This is a genomic window from Rhodococcus sp. 3258, assembly GCF_031456475.1.
In the GTDB taxonomy this organism is placed as follows: Bacteria; Actinomycetota; Actinomycetes; order Mycobacteriales; family Mycobacteriaceae; genus Rhodococcoides; species Rhodococcoides fascians.
In genome coordinates, this window is record NZ_JAVDUT010000004.1 from 24729 (window position 1) to 42679 (window position 17951).

Annotated in this window: 17 protein-coding genes; 6 read left to right on the forward strand and 11 right to left on the reverse strand. The window is 62.3% G+C overall.

Features of this window, described 5'->3' with window-relative positions; all coding sequences use genetic code 11:
* Positions 1-4 precede the first annotated feature (4 nt).
* Both J2X62_RS13915 and J2X62_RS13920 read right to left on the reverse strand, forming a co-directional pair.
* On the reverse strand, positions 5-1153 hold the full coding sequence (locus J2X62_RS13915; RefSeq protein ID WP_032366136.1) for an FAD-binding oxidoreductase: 1149 nt from the start codon (positions 1151-1153) through the stop codon (positions 5-7).
* Positions 1143-2105, reverse strand: a complete 963-nt coding sequence (locus tag J2X62_RS13920; RefSeq protein WP_310181318.1) for a dihydrodipicolinate synthase family protein — start codon at positions 2103-2105, stop codon at positions 1143-1145. Before J2X62_RS13920 ends, J2X62_RS13915 begins: the two co-directional genes overlap by 11 nt.
* A 171-nt stretch (positions 2106-2276) precedes the next feature.
* On the opposite strand from J2X62_RS13920, the gene J2X62_RS13925 reads away from it, so the two are divergent.
* From J2X62_RS13925 to J2X62_RS13940, 4 genes are all read left to right on the forward strand, one after another.
* Complete coding sequence (locus J2X62_RS13925; RefSeq protein WP_032366138.1) at positions 2277-3281, forward strand: LacI family DNA-binding transcriptional regulator; 1005 nt, start codon at positions 2277-2279, stop codon at positions 3279-3281.
* Positions 3282-3509: 228 nt separating this feature from the next.
* Positions 3510-4370, forward strand: a complete 861-nt coding sequence (locus J2X62_RS13930; RefSeq protein ID WP_032366139.1) for an ABC transporter substrate-binding protein — start codon at positions 3510-3512, stop codon at positions 4368-4370.
* Between the two features lie 30 nt (positions 4371-4400).
* Entirely contained in the window at positions 4401-5141 is a 741-nt protein-coding gene (locus tag J2X62_RS13935) for an amino acid ABC transporter permease (RefSeq protein WP_032366140.1), read from the forward strand.
* 53 nt (positions 5142-5194) lie between these two features.
* Positions 5195-5926, forward strand: coding sequence for an amino acid ABC transporter ATP-binding protein (locus tag J2X62_RS13940; protein WP_277345186.1), 732 nt, complete (start codon positions 5195-5197; stop codon positions 5924-5926).
* Positions 5927-6286: 360 nt separating this feature from the next.
* Here the strand turns inward: J2X62_RS13940 and J2X62_RS13945 are convergent, their stop codons facing one another.
* Positions 6287-7213, reverse strand: a complete 927-nt coding sequence (locus tag J2X62_RS13945) for an SMP-30/gluconolactonase/LRE family protein (protein ID WP_310181322.1) — start codon at positions 7211-7213, stop codon at positions 6287-6289.
* 218 nt (positions 7214-7431) lie between these two features.
* Between J2X62_RS13945 and J2X62_RS13950 the strand changes: the two genes are divergently transcribed.
* The gene (locus tag J2X62_RS13950) at positions 7432-9420 is read left to right on the forward strand and encodes a TerD family protein (RefSeq protein ID WP_032366142.1); all 1989 of its coding nucleotides are present in this window, start codon (positions 7432-7434) and stop codon (positions 9418-9420) included.
* Positions 9421-9447: 27 nt separating this feature from the next.
* Here the strand turns inward: J2X62_RS13950 and J2X62_RS13955 are convergent, their stop codons facing one another.
* Complete coding sequence (locus J2X62_RS13955) at positions 9448-9855, reverse strand: hypothetical protein (RefSeq protein ID WP_032366143.1); 408 nt, start codon at positions 9853-9855, stop codon at positions 9448-9450.
* A 478-nt stretch (positions 9856-10333) separates the two neighbouring features.
* Here J2X62_RS13955 and J2X62_RS13960 point away from each other — a divergent pair, with 478 nt between their 5' ends.
* Positions 10334-10798: an SRPBCC family protein gene (locus J2X62_RS13960; RefSeq protein ID WP_027497200.1), complete on the forward strand. Its 465-nt coding sequence runs from the start codon at positions 10334-10336 to the stop codon at positions 10796-10798.
* Between the two features lie 16 nt (positions 10799-10814).
* On the opposite strand, the gene J2X62_RS13965 is transcribed toward J2X62_RS13960, so the two are convergent.
* From J2X62_RS13965 to J2X62_RS13995, 7 genes are all read right to left on the reverse strand, one after another.
* A complete protein-coding gene (locus tag J2X62_RS13965) occupies positions 10815-11387 on the reverse strand; it encodes a hypothetical protein (protein WP_310181326.1) in 573 nt (190 codons plus the stop codon).
* Positions 11387-13240, reverse strand: coding sequence for a DEAD/DEAH box helicase (locus J2X62_RS13970; RefSeq protein WP_310181328.1), 1854 nt, complete (start codon positions 13238-13240; stop codon positions 11387-11389). The genes J2X62_RS13965 and J2X62_RS13970 overlap by 1 nt, the downstream gene beginning before the upstream one ends.
* A gap of 153 nt (positions 13241-13393) precedes the next feature.
* A complete protein-coding gene (locus J2X62_RS13975) occupies positions 13394-14212 on the reverse strand; it encodes a DNA-formamidopyrimidine glycosylase family protein (protein WP_310181329.1) in 819 nt (272 codons plus the stop codon).
* Between the two features lie 45 nt (positions 14213-14257).
* The gene (locus tag J2X62_RS13980) at positions 14258-14638 is read right to left on the reverse strand and encodes a VOC family protein (protein WP_310181330.1); all 381 of its coding nucleotides are present in this window, start codon (positions 14636-14638) and stop codon (positions 14258-14260) included.
* The gene (locus J2X62_RS13985; protein WP_310181332.1) at positions 14638-16257 is read right to left on the reverse strand and encodes an MFS transporter; all 1620 of its coding nucleotides are present in this window, start codon (positions 16255-16257) and stop codon (positions 14638-14640) included. Before J2X62_RS13985 ends, J2X62_RS13980 begins: the two co-directional genes overlap by 1 nt.
* Positions 16254-17087, reverse strand: a complete 834-nt coding sequence (locus J2X62_RS13990) for an NmrA family NAD(P)-binding protein (RefSeq protein WP_094694538.1) — start codon at positions 17085-17087, stop codon at positions 16254-16256. Before J2X62_RS13990 ends, J2X62_RS13985 begins: the two co-directional genes overlap by 4 nt.
* 40 nt (positions 17088-17127) lie before the next feature.
* Positions 17128-17949 (reverse strand): alpha/beta fold hydrolase, encoded by an 822-nt coding sequence (locus tag J2X62_RS13995; protein WP_032366147.1) that lies wholly within the window; start codon positions 17947-17949, stop codon positions 17128-17130.
* Between the last annotated feature and the right edge of the window lie 2 nt (positions 17950-17951).

Consider the following 17951-nt stretch of genomic DNA (forward strand, 5'->3'; position numbering starts at 1 on the left):
TCTTTCAGTGAGCTTGGAGTCGGACGAGACGGTTCGGAGAGAACGCTGTTACGTCGAGTTCTGGTTTTCTACCGTGCACCTGCTCGGTAAGGATGTGCCCCCACAGCGGTGCGAAAGTGAAGGAGTAGGTGCCGCCTGCCACGAAGAGTCCCGGGGCTCCGGCCAGTTCGCCGATGACCGGCATTTCGTCGGGCGTGGTGACCACAGGCCCGGTCCAGGTATCGAGGAGCGCATTGTGGCTCAGCGCAGGCAGAAGCCGTCGAACCTGCTCCAGGTTTCCTGTGGTGCTGTCGGATCTGCTCGGCGCCGGCTCGCTGTCGTGGAACGCACCTGCAGGCCAGCCGCCGCCGAGGACGAGGCGTCCCGATCGATTCTGCTTGATCGACATTCCCTCCCCGACGTGCTGAACCAGCACGTCGAGTGTCCGAGGTACGGCATCGAGCGAGTGCATCTGCAACGAGGTCGGGACGAGATCGAGCGATACCCCTGCCATAGCCGCGATCGGGGCCATCCACGGACCTGCAACGTCTATCACCGCGGGTGCAATCCACGTTCCACCGTCGGTGCCGACGGTCCAACCGTCACCGTCGTGGATTAATCCGGTAACCGGTGTCGACGGATGAACCGACGCTCCTTCGGCCGCGGCCTGCCGCAACAGGGCAGGACCTGCGAGGTCGGGTTCCGCGAATCCGTCCCACGGACACCAGGTTGCGGCCTGAATGCTCGGGCCGAGCAGCGGTAGCGCCTGACGAGCTTCATCGCCGGTCATTACCTCGGTCGGGATCCCCGCAGCTCGTTCCCATCGGTGCTTCGTGAGGAGGGCGTGGACCTGCTCCTCGGTTTCGGCCACCATGAACCCGCCACACCGGTTCAGCCCGAGACCGGGCACCGTCTCGTCGAGAGTGTTCCACAGCGTGCTCGTCGACTTCTGCATCGGAAGTAGCTGTTCGACGTCGACGGCTGTGCCCTGCCCGGGCCTGCGCGTATGAATGGTCTGAATGTGCAGGTTGCCCGCAGTCGTACCGGAGCCGGCGGTGTTGGGCAGGGTGCGATCGAGCACAGCAACGCGGGATCCCGCGCGGGTGAGGGCGAGAGCCGTTGCTGCACCTACGATTCCGGCTCCGATTACAACGACGTCGACCTCAGACCGCATGAACAGCTCCTACGGTCGCGTAGGCATCGTCGATACCCGATTCGACGATGACCGATTGCAGCGCGGCAAGCGTGTCGGCGTCGGTGACCGGCAGTAATGGTTCGCGCACGGTGCCTCCCGGTTGGCCGAGAAGGTTCATCACGGCCTTCAGCTGGGGAATGGGGGAGGCGTACACGCCGCTGTAGTCCGAGGCGATGAGCCGGCCCGAGAACGCGCGATAGCGATCGACCCACATGCGTGCGGTGTCGGCGTCACGTGCAGCGACGGCCTCGTAGAACGGAACCGCGAAGGGCGCGCCCACCCCACCGCCGTCGATGTTGCCGTCCCCGCCCAGTTCGAGCAGCGTGGCAAGGCCGCGTCGATGCAGGAAACTCCCGAATACACGAACGCGGTCGGACACGGCCTCGACGGTGTCGAGCATGGCGAGCCAATTACCGGTGCTGTCTTTGATCGCGACGACGTTCTCCAGGTCGGCCAGTCGAGAGAACAGGTCGGGTGCGGTGCCCATGTCGACCGCAACGCCACGTGGCCAGTTGTAGGCCATGAACGGCAATGATGTTGCGGTGCTGACGCTTCGGTAGTAGTGATAAGTCTCTTCTGCCGAGGTGTGTACATACGGCGGAGGCGTCGCCAGTATGCCGTCCGCGCCGACGGAAGCCGCATGCTTCGCGAGCGCGGAGGACTGCGCAGCTGTGTACGCGCTGACACCGATCACGACAGGGAAGCGGCCTGCAACTGCATCGATCGATGCTTCCGCGACGGTCTTTCGTTCGTTGTCGTTCTGGCTGAACCATTCGCCCGTGCTGCCGTTCACGAGTACACCGTGAACACCCGTCTGCGCGTAAAGATTCATCAAGTCGAAAATTGCCTCGGTGTCGACGTCACCCGACTGCGTGAACGGTGTAGGAGCAGCGGGCCAGTAACCGGACCACGCGACATCATCGCGATTCATGGGAGTGCCTTTCGGGCTCGGGACTATCGACGACGCGTCGTACCCGCATTTGTGGGATCGATTGCATAGACTGCCTTCGGGGTGGTCGAGTCGTCAAGCCGGAAACGTACTTGTAACGCGACCACGGTCGAATATGTCTGTCCGAGGCGTGAAGCAAGAGAAGGAGAACCGATGGCGGTCACCTTGATCGACGTTGCGAGCGCTGCTGGGGTTTCGCGCAGCACGGCATCACGCGCATTGAGTGGATCGTCGCTGATCTCGGCGGAGACGCGGGCAGCGGTGGAGGATGCGGCCCGTGTTCTCGGTTATCGGCCGAACAGGGCTGCGAGTGCGCTGCGCTCCAACAGGTCGCACTTGGTCGGTCTGGTCATGAACAACCTGCTCAATGCGACCTTTCACACGGTCGCCGAGGTCGTTCAGAAGAGAGCGGCGGCCAGCGGATTTCAGGTCCTGCTCTGCATCACCGATGCCGATCCGGCGCGCGAGGACGACGTACTCGCCATGCTGGGCGAGCATGGCGTCGACGGAACCATCGTGATCGGCAGTGGTCGAAGTGCGGCGGCGTCGAATGCGCTCCTGGAGCAGGGCCGCGCGGTGGTCAACCTGATCCGTTCGGTCAAGGGGAGCTCGGCGTCGACGGTTCTGGCAGACGACGTCACGGGTGCTCGCGACGCCACAGCGCATCTGATCGAGCTCGGGCACAGTCGTATCGGCTATATCGGTGGAAACGAGGATGCGACGTCCGGACGTGAGCGCTTCGAGGGCTATCGACTTGCGCTGGCGGACGCAGGTATCCCGGTCGACGAGACGATCGTCCGGAAAGGCCCGTTCACCACCGAATTCGGTGCCGACGCGATCAACTCACTTCTGGATGCGCCCCAGGCAATGACTGCTCTGTATGCGGCCAACCACGAGGCTGTCTTCGGCATCCTGCCCACGCTCGTCGGCAGGGGTGTGTCGGTGCCGGACGAGTTGTCGCTGATCTGCCACGAGGATATGCCGTGGCTCGCGATGTGGCAGCCGGCAATCACAGTGGTCGACAACGGCGCGGCCCAATTGGCCAACGTGGCCATGGACCTGTTGTTTCAGCAGATCAAGGATTCGCTCGAACCCGATGGGCGTACATATCGAATCGGTGCTCGTCTGGTGGAGCGAGCGTCGTGTGCCGCATTGTGATCGGAGTTTTCGGATTGCAGGAATCGGGACCGCGATCACATGTGAACGGTTAACAGTTGATGTACCGCGTGTCGGCAGTGTTAACCACGTTGACGCCTCCGAATTCGTCTGCGACGCTTGATGCAATCGATCCCAAAGGATCAACTCTGCTCGAATCACTCCGTCATTGTCGCTGCCGCCCCGTCCTCGAACGTGTAGTGCTGCAGTCGATATCGAAAGGCTCGATCAATGCGCAAGTTAACAGGACTCGCCGCTATCGCTGTCGTGGTGGCCGGCCTCACTGCCTGTAGTTCCTCGGACGATTCCGCAGCCGCGCCGACGGACTGCACACCCACGCTCGGTGCTTCGGACCTCGCCGAAGAAGGCACTCTGACGATGGCCACCAATGCAACGCTTCCGCCCATGCAGTACGTCGATCCGAACGGGGACGTGATCGGCATGCGCGTCGACCTCGGCAAGGAGATCGCCAAGCGCCTGTGTCTGACGCCGAAGTTCGTCAACATCGAGTTCGAGGCGCAGATTCCCGGTGTGCAGGCCGGTCGATGGGACATGATCGACACCGGCATGTTCTACACGCCCGCACGCGCCGAAACCATCGATCTTGTTCCGTACGAGGTGCAGGCAGTATCGATCTCGGTGCCGTCGGGCAATCCCGAATCGATCTCCAGTGTGGACGATCTGGCGGGCAAGACCATCGGCGTCGAAGCGCCCGGATACGAATTCGACACGTTGACCGCGTTGGCCGAGCAGTTCGCGACCGAGGGTAAGCCCGCGTTGACGGTGCAGACGTTCAAGACCAATGCCGATGCCTATCAGGCACTTTCGGCGGGCCAGCTCGACGGCACCTCCATCGTGGAGTCGGTCACGTCGTTCTACCAGGAAGACGGACGCTTCGAGACAGCCGTCGGTGGAATCAACGAGGCACCCCTGGCAATGGGATTCGCCAAGGGCAGCAAATCCTCCGCTGAGGTGGCGCGTGTGCTGTCGGAGATGAGGAGCGATGGATATCTTCCCGATCTGTTCGAGCAGTACGACGTCACCGGATACGACGGCGATATTGCCGTGAGCACCGGTCCTCTCGACAGCTGATCCGACCAACGCAAGTCGAAAGGCACCCACATGTGGTCCTGGGACGCATTCTTTTCCATCCTGACGAGCGCCCAGCTGCTCGAAGGCGCGTGGGTCACGATCTGGCTCACCGTAGTCAGCATGATCCTCGGACTCGCTCTCGCAGTGGTGGTGGCCTCCGCGCGATCATCCAAGCTCGTACCCCTGCGGATAGTCGCCGGGTTCTACGTGTGGCTGATGCGCGGCACCCCACTACTGGTGCAGCTGGTGATCATCTACACCGGGCTGCCTCAGGTCGGCATCAAGCTGGGCGTGATCGAGGCGGCACTAGTGGGTCTGGTTCTCAACGAAGCTGCATACCTGTCAGAAATAGTCCGTTCCGGATTGCTCTCGGTTCCAACCGGACAGACCGAAGCGGCACGAGCACTCGGCATGTCGCCCACGAAGGTCTTCCGCGTGGTGGTTCTTCCGCAGGCTCTGCGGGTGATGATTCCTCCACTCGGCAACAGCTTCAACGGATTGCTCAAGACCACAACTCTGGTGTCGGTCATCTCCGTACAGGAATTGCTGCGACGGACCCAGTTCTTGGTGCAGGTGAATTTCCGTGTGCTGGAGGGGCTCTGCGCGGCGGCGTTGTACTTCTTGGTGCTGACGACTCTGTGGGGGTTGATTCAGAAGATGATCGAAGTACGAGTAGGGCGTGGATACGACCGCAATTACCGCCGTAAGGGCGGACCGTCGAGTCCGAAACTCGACGACAGCGCAATGAAAGCCGAGGCTGTGAACCGATGACGAGTGCGACGTCTGCGACCACGAACGCGATGACGATGGTCGAGGTCAGGAATATGACAAAGGCCTACAACGATCTCGTCGTCCTCGACGACATCGATTTCACGGTGGACAAAGGGGAAGTGGTTCTGCTTCTCGGGCCGTCAGGAAGTGGAAAGAGCACCTTGCTGCGCACGCTCAACTGTCTCGAGACGATCGAATCCGGGACCGTCCGAGTCTGTGGCGAGATGATGGGCTTCTCGGAGGGGGCCAAGCGAATGCCGCTGTCGGAGGCGCAGATCGCAAAGCAGCGGCATCACACCGGAATGGTGTTTCAAAGCTTCAATCTGTTCCCCATGATGACCGCGCTCGACAACGTTGCATCGGGTCCACGCCATGTCCTGGGCACTCAGAAGGACAAGGCGCGCAGGCAAGCTCAGGAGTTACTCGATCTCGTCGGCCTGGCGGACAAAGGGGAGAACTACCCGTCACAACTGTCCGGTGGCCAGCAACAGCGCGTTGCGATCGCCCGTGCACTGGCGATGAAGCCCGAAGTGATGCTGTTCGACGAGCCCACGTCGGCACTCGATCCCGAGATGGTCAACGAGGTTCTCGACGTCATGCTCCGACTGCGCGACGAGGGAATGACGATGGTGGTGGTCAGCCACGAAATGGGCTTCGCGAAAGCGGCCGCAGACAGGGTCGTCTTCATGAGCGACGGAAAGATCGTCGAAGAGGCACCTCCTGGTGAGTTCTTCGACAAACCCAAAAATGCTCGTACACAACAATTTCTGAGTCGCATACTCTGATTCGACCGACTGATGGTCCCAACTCAGGAGCGCACGTTCTTCTGAGAGGGGGTTGGGTCGAACGAATAGATGTCGAGCGATGAGGACTCATCCGTTCCAGTGTGTATAGGCTCGACCGTGGGAGTCGGTTTTGTCCACAAGGGCGGACGGATGGGCGAATACTCATGGCACTGGCAGATCTCGACACTGGCAACCCGCATTGGCTCAACGCCGTCATGTTTGCCATCGCGGCGGTCATAGCAATAGTTCTCACCTGGTGGTTCTTCGGCAACGACAGATAGCCGAGACGAACACGTGGCTGTCCAGGCTGAGTCGATGTCCAGAATCGCACCGGCGTTCAGGTTGTGCAGGGCTACCGGGTCAGGATCTCACCGGTGCAAGATCCACGCCGGGCGGGGGAGTGAGGCGTCGGAGTGTGCCGTCGAACACGGTTGCATACAGTGACCAACCGTTGGCTGACGGTCCGATGCGTACCGAACTCGGTCCCGTCCGTCCTGGCGAAATGCCTGCTGCGATAACGCATGTTGTCCCTGTCCTGGGGTCGATGCTGTACACGGAACCTTCTACGTGTGCGGCGGCGTACAGCGTGCCGGCGTCGGACATGGTCAGGTCGTCGAGTCCCGGAAAGAATCCCGGCACTGTAGCCACCACAGACCAGTCGTCGGGTGCTTCGAGGGGTACTTCGATGACCTGGCCCGTGAACAGATCGTCGGTGTACACCCGGCTGTGGTCCGGGCTGAGCGCCAACCCTTCTGATCGAGGAACGGGCGACCAGTTCTGTTCGACGTCGTCGGCGGTCGGGTCGTAACGGGTCAGACCTCGGGAAGGCGAGCCGATGTCCGTGCCCACGTCGGTGGTGAGGAAGTCTCCGTTCGGCAGCCGGAGAAGTCCGTGAGCCGCCATGTCGGTCACCGCGCTGACCTTGCCGGTACGGGTGTCGAATTGCGAAAGACCTGGACCGGCAACAAAGTAGAGGATGCCGTCGTGCAACTGCATCCCTCGCGGAGCAGCGAGGTTGTCGAGTACTGGATCGACATGGCCGCCTGCATCCACGTGCACGATGCTGGAGGCTCCGGATATGTAGAACCCGCCGGCTCCGTCGGGTTCGAGATTCTCCGGTTCGTCGAGTCCGCTCGTCACGGTATCGACCGACCAGCCTGCACAGGTCATGGGCGGCGGGCCCGGCTCGGGTGTTCCGGCGTGAGCAGGTGCAGACGTGAGAGCGGCAAGCATAACCACTGCACCGACGAGTAGACGTGAACGAAGTCTGTTCGAGGCCAGAGACATGGTGCGAACGATAATGGAGACCGTGCGGTCGGAAAAGCTGAGTCCATTCGAGGGACAGGCAGTCAGACCACAGCAAGGTGTATGGATCGCTGATCTCACGGACCGAATCGGCCCAGCCGTAGGTCGAACGAATGAATGTCGAGCGAGGGCGACTGACACCGGTGCGTTGTGAATAGGGTGAGCAACGCAAGTCCGTTTGCCGACAGGAGCGTGTCAGCGTGAGTTCACCCATTCTCGTCAAGGGCCAGAATATTTCCTTACCGGACGACGCGACACAGCTGGATGTCATCGTGTCGTGGGTCGACCCGGAGCGCGACCTCGATGCATCCGCGCTGTTGGTGACATCGACCGGACACGTTCGGTCGGACTCGGACTTCGTGTTCTACAACCAATCGGAGTCTGCCGACGCATCAGTGCGTTATCTCGGCAGCAGTAGCACCGATGAAGGCAAACAGGAACGGCTGTCGATCCATCTCGACTCTCTCCCAGCAGATATCGAGAAAGTAGTCATAGCGGGTAGCTCGGACAATGCTCCGTTGGGCGACTTCGGAAAGTTGTCGCTCCAAGTACGGGATCAAACCGGATCGGTGCTGGGGGAGTTCCTCACCGCCGACGCCACCGCCGAGCGTGCGCTGGTGTTCGGGGAGGTGTATCGAAGGGCCGGTGTCTGGAAACTGCGCGCGGTCGGGCAGGGTTGGGAATCCGGGCTTGCAGGGCTCGCAACGGATTTCGGCGTGGACGTCGACGACGGCGAACCGGAAGGCGGTGCCGACGATGTGGTCGTCGTCGAGGTCGCGGATTCGCACGTACAGGCTACGGACCAGAACGGTGAGCTCGTCGATGTGTCGCTTGTCGACGTCGAACCCACCAAGCGCGGCGTGCGAACGAAGAAGCCGTCCGTGAAGAAGGCCAGTCCGCCGCAATTCACGCTTGCTGGGGGAGAGGGCTGGCAGACGGCTCGGCTGTTCTCCATTTCCGGCGTCGGGTCCGGTGAAGAGCAGGAGAAGAGGGCCACGTCGGCGCTGATCGCAACGATGCAAGCGGTTCGTCCCTTCGCCCGAGCGATCTGCGCGCACGCTGGCGCACCGTCAGGTCCATTCGAGGGTTACCTCGAGGTGCAATTCGTGAAAGGCGAAGGCAAGGTCATTCCGGACGGGGTTTTCCGGGTGTCGCGTGCGGGGCAGGTATGGACGGCATTGCTCGAAGTGAAGACAGGCACAGGCAAGCTGCAGAAGGAGCAGCTCGAGAACTACCTCGATGTCGCCAAACGGCACAGATACGAAACGGTTCTCAGCCTGTCCAACGACATCCCGGCCTCTGCAGGCGAGCTTCCGGTGCAGGTCAACAAGACCAAGCTCAACAAGGTTTCACTGCGACACATCTCATGGTCCGAGGTAATTCACGAAGCCCGAATGTTGCTGTCGCACGGGGACCTCGCCGACTCGTTACAGGTGTGGATCCTCAGTGAGCTCGTGCGCTACCTGACGCACCCGAAATCCGGTGCGACAGAGTTCGTCGACATGGGTCGCCACTGGGTAGCGGTCCGGGATTCCGTCACCGCGGGAACCCTTCGCTCCAGTGATGTCAAAGCTCTATCGGTTGCGAACACGTGGGCGTCGCTGTCGAGGCACCTGGCGTTGAGGATGACGGCCGATCTCGGCGTCACCGTCAAGCATCACCTTCCGAGGAAGTTCAACGGAGATCCTCAGGCACGCAACGAGTACATCGTCGACCAGCTCGTGGCCTCCGGATGCCTTACTGCCACTCTGCGCATCCCCGACGCTGCCGGAGACGTCACCGTCGAAGCCGATATGCGTACGAACAAGATTCAGTGCAGTACCGCTATCGACGCGCCGACCGACGGGACCGCGCTCAGACGAGCATCATGGCTACTGAGACAACTGAAGAACGCTCCCGCAGACATCCTGGTCGAAGCCGTGTTCGCAGACGCGAGCGAAGTATCGTGCGAGAACCTGGCAACTGTACGAGCAGACACGAAATCACTCACATCAGGCCGGACCAGCGAGCTGCAGTATTTCACGCTGACGTCCCCGACGAAGATGGGCAGCAAGCGCTCGGGGTCGGCGGCCAGCTTCATCGGTAGCGTGACCGACGGTCTCGACGCGTTCTACCGGGATGTCGTGCAGCCGCTGAAGCCGTGGACGCCTTCTGCACCGGAAGCGACCACTCACACATCTCATGAATGACTCCGCTGCTTGACTGGACCCGGGGCGCTACGCAAGGGCCAGACGGCGGCGTTGAACGACAGCGGCGACTATCCCCGCCGACGCCAGGATTTGCCCGCACGCCAACGACATGGGAAGCGTGATCAACTCCCAACCGGTGGAACCGAATCCGACTGCCCACACGACGATTGCGACAGCGATCGCAATGGTGAGAATGTGTCCGATGGTCATCAACACGAACGCGGCGAGTCTCGATCGCCGACACAGGGTCGACAGTCCGGTCACCATGCCGATCAATGACATCGGTAGACCGACGAGTGTCGGCAGAAGAACCATGGTCTCGAAAAGTGGGCCGGTCTCGACGACTCCCGTTGTCATCAGTTGCGGTGCAACGTAGACCCAGATGAGAGTCGCGCACATCGAAGTGACGACAGATGTCGTGAAGAGTGTTCGCACGTAGAAAACTATCGTGGATTCGTTCTCGAATGTGTTGTGCTGTCTCCAAGAATTCGCTAAGAGTGTCCGCAGGGCACAGCAGCCAAACGTTCGAACAGCGATCGGTCAATGGTGCAGCTCTTCGGAGCACGCAAGTAGGCGTTGCGTCCTTGACCCGGCCCGACTTCAAACCGAGGCGCAGTCGATGGTTGGACGAACCGCTCTGGAACACTCATCAAGGTCGGACCATCGACGGCGAGGATGCCTCCGGTCATCGAGTCCACGGCCGTCACACGTTCGCCGGGTTCGAGGTGTTCGAGAACCCAGGTGGCAGTGGAATGAGCAAGATCGGTGGACATAACGGTCATGCCTCCGTCCCGCTGCGCTGGGTGCCGCAATCCCGGTGTCGGCCGAGCATCTCACCAGGCAGCCTTCGCGGTCCACCTGTTTTCGGCTGTATCCATGATTGAGGATCCGGCGTATTGGGCATCGTGCAGATATGACAGAGAACGCAAAGCTGACAGTGGAACGCACCATCGAAGCGCCCGTCGACGCAATTTTCGACGTCCTGTCCAACCCCGAGCGGCATCAGGCACTCGACGGCTCGGGATTCGTACGCGGCGTGGACCACGCAGACCGAATTCAGAAGGTCGGCGAGAAGTTCACGATGAACATGCAGGGCGATCACATGGGTGGGGAATACCAGACCGACAATGTCGTTACCGGGTACGCCAAGGACAAGCTACTGGCATGGAAGACCGCGCCGGCCGGCAACGAGCCTCCCGGATGGGAATGGTTGTGGGAACTGGAGTCTCAGGGACCCAACGAGACATTGGTGCGGCACACCTACGACTGGTCGAAGGTCACGGACAAGAAGCTTCTCCAGCAGATCGGGTTTCCCCTGGTCACCGAGGATCAGCTGAATGACACACTTGCACGCCTCGCTGTCGAGGCAACGTCCTGATCTTTCGAGCATACGTTCAGCCGTAGAACGCCGCTGCGTCGACGCTCTCGATGGGCATCCATCGAGCTGGAAAGTCCGTCGACGCAGCGGCTTCGGCGAGGTCCAGGCCACGTATAGCCAACGCCGTCGTGGGTGACTGGTCCACGATCAGACTGATCGCGTACGTTGCTGCGGTGACGTGAATGCAAGGATCAGTTCTGTTGGAACAGGTGCATGCCGTGTCGACGTCCATGGGAACCGGTGCCAGACCCCCCGATACCAGCTCCGCGTGAAGCGCGTCGGGCAGATCCCCGCTCCCTCTGCCGTGAGTCGGATGACTGGTGACGATGCGCAGAGCCGCCCTTTTGTGAGCCGCCGAATAGCGCGGCACCGTGAATGTCGCGGTCTCCATTTTCTTTCCTGCCGAGACCATGCAGCGAAGAGAACCGATCGTGTTGGTATCCACGATGGCCGACTCGCTACGAGCCAGGCTCCGCGCTCGAGGAAGCATGGGATTGGGTCGGGTAGCGGTGATTGGCTCGACTCGACGCAACCATTCCTTGCCCCATGGAGTCGCACCGAACGGCGGGGGCTGGGGAGTGGATGCCATCACCGTGCCACCGACAGCGACAACGTCTGTCTGAGTGTCGAATCATCCAGTGCGGCAAGCGCTGCCTCGTTGTTCCCCTCGGTCAACCCTGCAATTGCTTTCTTCCGGGCGTGCAGCGACGCAATGTACTCCTCCAATGTTCCTTCGGTGGTGAGCGCCATGACTGTCACAGGCGAGGTCTGTCCGATTCGATGTACCCGGTCGGTTGCCTGCGATTCCACCGCCGGATTCCACCACCGGTCGTAATGGATGACGGTGCTGGCCCGGGTGAGGTTCAACCCATAGCCGGCCGCTTTCAGGCTCAGCACCATCACGGGACAGCTACCGCCCTGAAACTCGTCCACCATTCTCTCGCGCTGGTCCACGTCGAGTCCGCCGTGGAAGAACGGTATGGCGGCTCCAGTGACACGCGCGAGATGGCCGGCGAGAAGCTCACCGGTCTTGCGGTACTGGGTGAAAACCAATGCTGTCTGCGACGATTCGGCGAGCTCCTCGATGATGTCGGTGAGCCTGTCGAGTTTCCCGGAACGGTCGGGCGACGAAGACATGTTGCCGTTCACGAGACCCGGGTGGTTGCAGATCAGTTTCAGAGAGGTCAGCAAAGCGAGCACCGCAGTCCCTCGGCGTTGTGTAGAACCGAAACCGGTGTCGAATGCAGCCTCGACCGTCGAGTTGTACAGCATCGCTTGCTCGTTCGTGATCGGGCACAGTACGTCTATCTGCTGTTTGGGTGGAAGGTCGTTCGCCACTTCGTCTTTCGTCCGTCGGAGGACGACCGGAGCTATGGAATGGGACAAGTGCGCAAGCGCAGCCGCCGAACCTGCGTTCTCGATGGGTGCGGAAAATCGCCGAGTGAAGCGTGCTCTGGTCCCGAGCAGACCTGGGTTGGTGAGGTCGATCAGGGCCCACAGTTCGTCCATGCGGTTCTCGACCGGGGTGCCGGTCAGTGCGATGCGAGTTGTCGAGCTCAGTCGTCGCGCGGCACGGGAAACCTGCGTGCGCGAGTTCTTCATGACGTGCGCTTCGTCGAAGAAGACCGTGTTCCAACTGATCTCGGCCAGACGGTCGGTGTCGGAGCGCAATGTCGGATATCCGGTCACGGTCACGCAGCCGACCTCGCCACATCCACCGAGCGAGCGGTTCGGTCCCCGGTAGACATTGACCGTCAGGTCGCCGGCGGAGAACTTCTCGATCTCACGTCGCCAATTGCTGATCAGGGATGTCGGGCACACCACCAGAAAATTGCCTTCACCGCGCGAGGCTCCCACAATCATGTGGGAAATGGCCTGCAGAGTCTTGCCCAACCCCATCTCGTCGGCGAGAATTCCTCCACCCCCGGCTTCTCCGACGGTCGGAATCCAGGACGCACCGTGCACCTGATACGGCCGCGGGGTGAAAGTGGACGCACTGTCGCCAAGACTGCCCTGCATGTGCAGGCTGGTGCGTAGGGCATCGACGGCACCGTGCGCGGTCGACACGCTGGACCCGCCCGTGTTGGGCACCGCGTACGCCGCCGGGGGGAGTGACTCCAGCAGCGATGCAGGAATCTCGGCGTAGTGGGGCCGGTGTTCCAGGTGGTCCAGAACCGCCAGCCACCCCCGGGCCGACGCGCTTTCCGGGAGGCCTGCCGATGGTGCCAGTGCCGCTTCGAGGTCGACGCGACGCGGCTCGACGAGCTGCGCTTCGACGGTCCGTACGGTCACGGTGCCGCCCTTATCGGGTAGCGCAAGGTCGATCGGCGTCGTCGCTGTGGTAGCCGTCCTTGTGGAATCACGTTGCCAGACAGCGAAACAGTGCCGACGGGGCAGGTAGGTGACCTGCGGAGCGAGACCCGTGTCGGTCGTCGAGAGCATGCAACCTCCAGCCGAGTGAGCGCTTCGGTCGACCCGAAGCTGCCCACACGGTACGTGCCCGAACGGGATTTCGCCGCATTCAACAGCGTTTGACAATTCCGAAAAATGCTGTCCTACAGCGCTATCGAGCAGCACGCAGCGGCGCGGAACCGATCAGGATTGCTCGCGCGAACACCACCACGTGGTGCGGCCGCCCACCGTTCCGCGAGTCATCGGAGCACCGCATCGTGGGCACGCCGCGTCCGCCTTGCGGAACGGGATGATCTCACCGGTGTGCACGCCACCCTTCTTGATCGCTGACCTGATGGCGCGACGCAGAACAACGCGGAGCTCGTCGAGTTCCTCGGTGGTGAGGGTCTTTGCCCGTCTGGACGGAGATTGCTCGCTCTGCCACAGCACCTCGTCGGCCAACAGATTGCCGACGCCTGCGATTGCTGCTTGGTCCAGCAACCGTGCTTTCAGAGGTGCTCCGCTGGAACCGATTCGGTGCCGGAAGTCGTCGCGCGTGATCTCCGCAGCATCCGGCCCCAACGCATCGATATCGGGTTCGAGCCGCACTCGGCCGAGCCGGCGTTTGTCGAAAAGTCGGAGCTGACCCCCGTCTTCGAATGTCATGGCAAAGCGTGTCCACTCGGGCTTGTCGGTGTCGCGCTCGCCCACGTGTGGATCGCCGCCTCCGTACTGCGACGTGCGATCGCCGTCGGGAGCGGTGACGATGACGCGACCGCCCATACCGAGATGGATTCCCAGCGTCGGACCACTGGACCCGTCGGCGGTGACGGTTTCGCACCACATCGCCTTGCCACGTCGACATGCCTCGGTGAGCTTGCCACCCTTCAAGGCGTGGGCGATATCGCCCGGCGTGTGTGGGCGGCACTCGAACGAGTCGGTGTCATCGATATCGACGATGACGCGTCCGAGGGCTTTCTCGACGACCTGTCGAGCGTTTTCGACTTCGGGTAGTTCGGGCATGGAGCGGGTGTACCCAATTCGCCGGCTCTATGCGCGTCTGTGTCGTCAGGCGCGCGTACTACCGGCGTCGAACTGTCTGAAGCCGATCAGGTTGCCGAACGGATCGAGAATCTGGCACAGACGTTCACCGGTGAACACCGATTTCGGACCTCGATGCACGACGCCTCCGCGATCGACGCAGCCGGCGACCACTGCGTCCACGTCGTCAACGTTCCAGTACGAGACCGACCCTGCGGTTCCCGCGGGGCGGTTGTACGAATCGGTGACGTGGACGGTGAGTCGCGTACCGGAGACGTCGAACGCGGCGAGTTGCTCGTGTACGTCGACGGGGTCGGTGCCCAGGAGCGTTCGGTACCAGTCGACGGCGGCGGCGAGGTCGTCTGCGAAGTAGAAGACGTTCCCCACGCCCGAGAGTGCGTTGTCCATCATTGTCCGTTCGGGTTCGTTCGCGCAGACAGCGCGATGTCGTGGGTTTCGGTTCGGGTAGTGCCGTCGACGGTGTGGGTCAGGGCTTTCTGCACCACGTCGTGGTCGGAGCCGGTCCACCTTTCTTCTCGCTGACGTCGATACTGGCTCCACGACGGCACAGTGAACTGCTCGACCACGGTGTCCTCGACGTCCAGACTCCGGTACAGGTTCCAGGCGTACGCCCCCGTTCGCTTCCGCGCGATCCCGACCGGAGCCATCGACGTCAGAAACTGCTCCAGAGCGTCGTCGACCACTCGGTACGTAACGGTGATCCGCACCGGCCCGTCGTCCGGATCGGGTTCGAACATCACGGTCGGGGTCGGCCACGCCATGGACACCGCACGGTCGAGCACGCCGGTCTCGGGTCGCAGGGGGAGGACTGCGACACTCGCAGCGACGAATGCCAAGGCGGCAACCGCGACCGCGAGTGCGTCGACGATGCCGATCTTCGACGCCAACCATCCCCACACGAGCGAGCCGATGGCCTGAGAACCCATGAAGACCAGAAGGTAGACCGACATCCCGCGCGCTCGAACCCAGGTGGCGAGCGAAAGCTGGATAGACGCATTCAGTGCGGTCAACGTCGTGATCCAGGCAATGCCGGACAACAACAGCGCCGGGACCACCGCCCACAGCGGAAGCCACGCGAGCGCTGCCATTCCCACGCCGTACCCGACAGCAGAGCCGACGAGCAAGGTGTTTGCGCCGCAATGTTTTCGGAGCATCGGTGTGGCGGCAACGCCGATCACGGCTCCGACCCCGAGTACGCCCAACAACACGCCGTATCCCACCGAGCCCAGTTTCAGTACCGACGACGAAGCCGATGGCAGTAGCGCCCACAATGCAGAGGCGGGGAAGGCGAACAACGCCGAGCGCAGAATGATTCGTCGAACGATCGGGCCGGACCGGATGTAGCGGACCCCGGACAGGATCGACTCGGCAAGGCCTTCTCGATCCGTTTGTGGATGTTTCGGGCGTTTCCATGCAATCAGCACGCTCAACGTTGCGAGAAAGGAGGCGGCGTTGATGGCGAACACGAAGGTCGGCCCGGCCAACGCCACCAGTACCCCGGCAAGCGCCGGTCCGACGGCCCGCGCCCCGTTGACGGTCACGCTGCCCAGCGCCGAGGCGGCCGGGATTTCTTCACGGCTCACCAGCTCGGGCTGAATGGCCTGCCAGGCGGGAGCGGACAGTGATGTCCAGCAACCCAATACGAATGTGCAGGCGAGCAATCCCCACGGAGACAAGGTGTCGGTCCATGCCAGTGCGGTCAACACAATTCCGGTCAGCATCGAACCGGCACCGACCGCGATGAGCAGAACGCGGCGATCGAGCGCGTCGGCGAGCGCGCCTGCCAGCAGGGCCAGCAACAGGGTGGGTAACAGACTTGCTGTCTGCACGGCGGCGATGATGGTGGTCGACGCCTCACGTTCGACCAGGAACCACTGCGCACCGACGGTCTGCATCCAGCCGCCGATGTTCGAGACCAGCTGTGCGATGAAGAGGCTGCGGTAGACGGTATTCCGTAGCGGTGACCACGCGGACGGTGCTGCCGGCGTGGTGTCGGTGGCGCTCACGCCAGTCCCGCCGACCATTGCGCGAATGTCTGCCATTCGACCTCGGGATATCGGGTGCGCAAGCCGTCGATGTCCGCGTCGTATCCGACGTCGGTCAAGAATTGGAACATCGCTCTCATGTCCTCGGAACCTATGTCCCGTGCCCGGCTCGAATACGGCTGCACCGAGGTTCCGAGAACGTCGCCGAGAGTGTTCGCCATGGCCTCCAAGCTCGGATCGTCCGACGCGAGATCGATTCGCATCTCGCGAAAGTGCGCGGGTTCGGTCAACACGAGGGTGACGAACCGCCCCAGATCCCGCCGCGACAGCTGCTGTAATGGAGTGTGGAGCGGCAAGGGCAGATCGAGGCGGCCGGCCCTGACGTCGTCCAGTCCGCCGAGAAGGTTGTCGTAGAAGTAGGTGGGGCCGACGATCGTGTACGACAGCCCAGCTCGACGCAGCAGTGCCTCGGTTTCGGCCTTCGTCTCGAAATGCGGTATGCCGGTGCGGCGGTCAGCGCTCGCAACCGAGGAGAACACCACGTGCGGAACCTCCGCGGCGATCGCCGCATCGACGAGGGCTGCGCCCTGAGCCAATTCGGCCGCGGGACCGTCCTCGAACGGCGTCGTCATCACGAACGCACCGGCACTGTCTCTCAGTGCAGCCGCGGACGATTCCCGATCGGTGATGTCCGCGACGACGATCTCGGCACCTCGCTCACGTAGCCGATCCGCGCGGGCCGAATGACGCCGCACCACTGCGCGCACCGGTAGCCCCCGCGCCAGCAGGGCATCCACCACCGCGCCGCCCTGCCCTCCGGTTGCTCCGACGACTGCGTACGGTCTGATCATCGTGTTGTCACCTTTGTTCCGGAGGGCGAGAGCGGGGCTGCTACTGGGCGATGAAGGCGAGAATGTCTGCGTCCAAGGCCTTCTGGTAATCGCCGTAGATTCCGTGCGGTGCACCGGGGTAGACCTTGAGGGTGCCGTGCTGGACGAGTTCTGCGGTTTTCAGTGCCGCCGCGGCGATCGGCACGATCTGGTCGTCGTCACCGTGGGCGATGAAGATCGGGACGGTCAGCGCTTTGAGATCCTCGGTGAAGTCGGTCTCGGAAAACGCCTTCACGCAGTCGTATGCAGCAGTCAGATTGACCAGCATCCCCTGTCGCCAGAAGTCGTCCTTGGCGCCCTGGGAGATGGCGGAGCCCTCACGGTTGGCACCGAAGAACGGCTCGGACAAGTCCTTGTAGAACTGCGATCGATCGTAGAGAACGCCGTTGCGGATGTCGTCGAGTGCTTCGATCGGCGTGCCCTCGGGGTTGGCCTCGGACTTCAGCATGACCGGGGGAACGGCACCGGCAGTGATCACCCGAGCGACGCGGCTGCCACCGTGCTGCGCGGCGTACCGCACGACCTCGCCGCCACCGGTCGAGTGTCCGATGAGGGTGAGTTCCTGCAAGTCGAGGGCCTCGACCAGTTCGGCCAGATCCTTGGCGTAGGTGTCCATGTCGTGGCCGACGGCAGTCTGCGAGGACCGGCCGTGGCCGCGGCGATCATGTGCGATGGCGCGGTAGCCGGCGTCTGCGAGAAGCTTCAGTTCGAGCTGCCAGGCATCCGAGGACAGTGGCCAGCCATGACTGAGCAGAACTGGCTTTCCGGTGCCCTGCTCGGTGTAGTAGATCTCGGTTCCGTCGGTGGTGGTGATGTACGGCATGG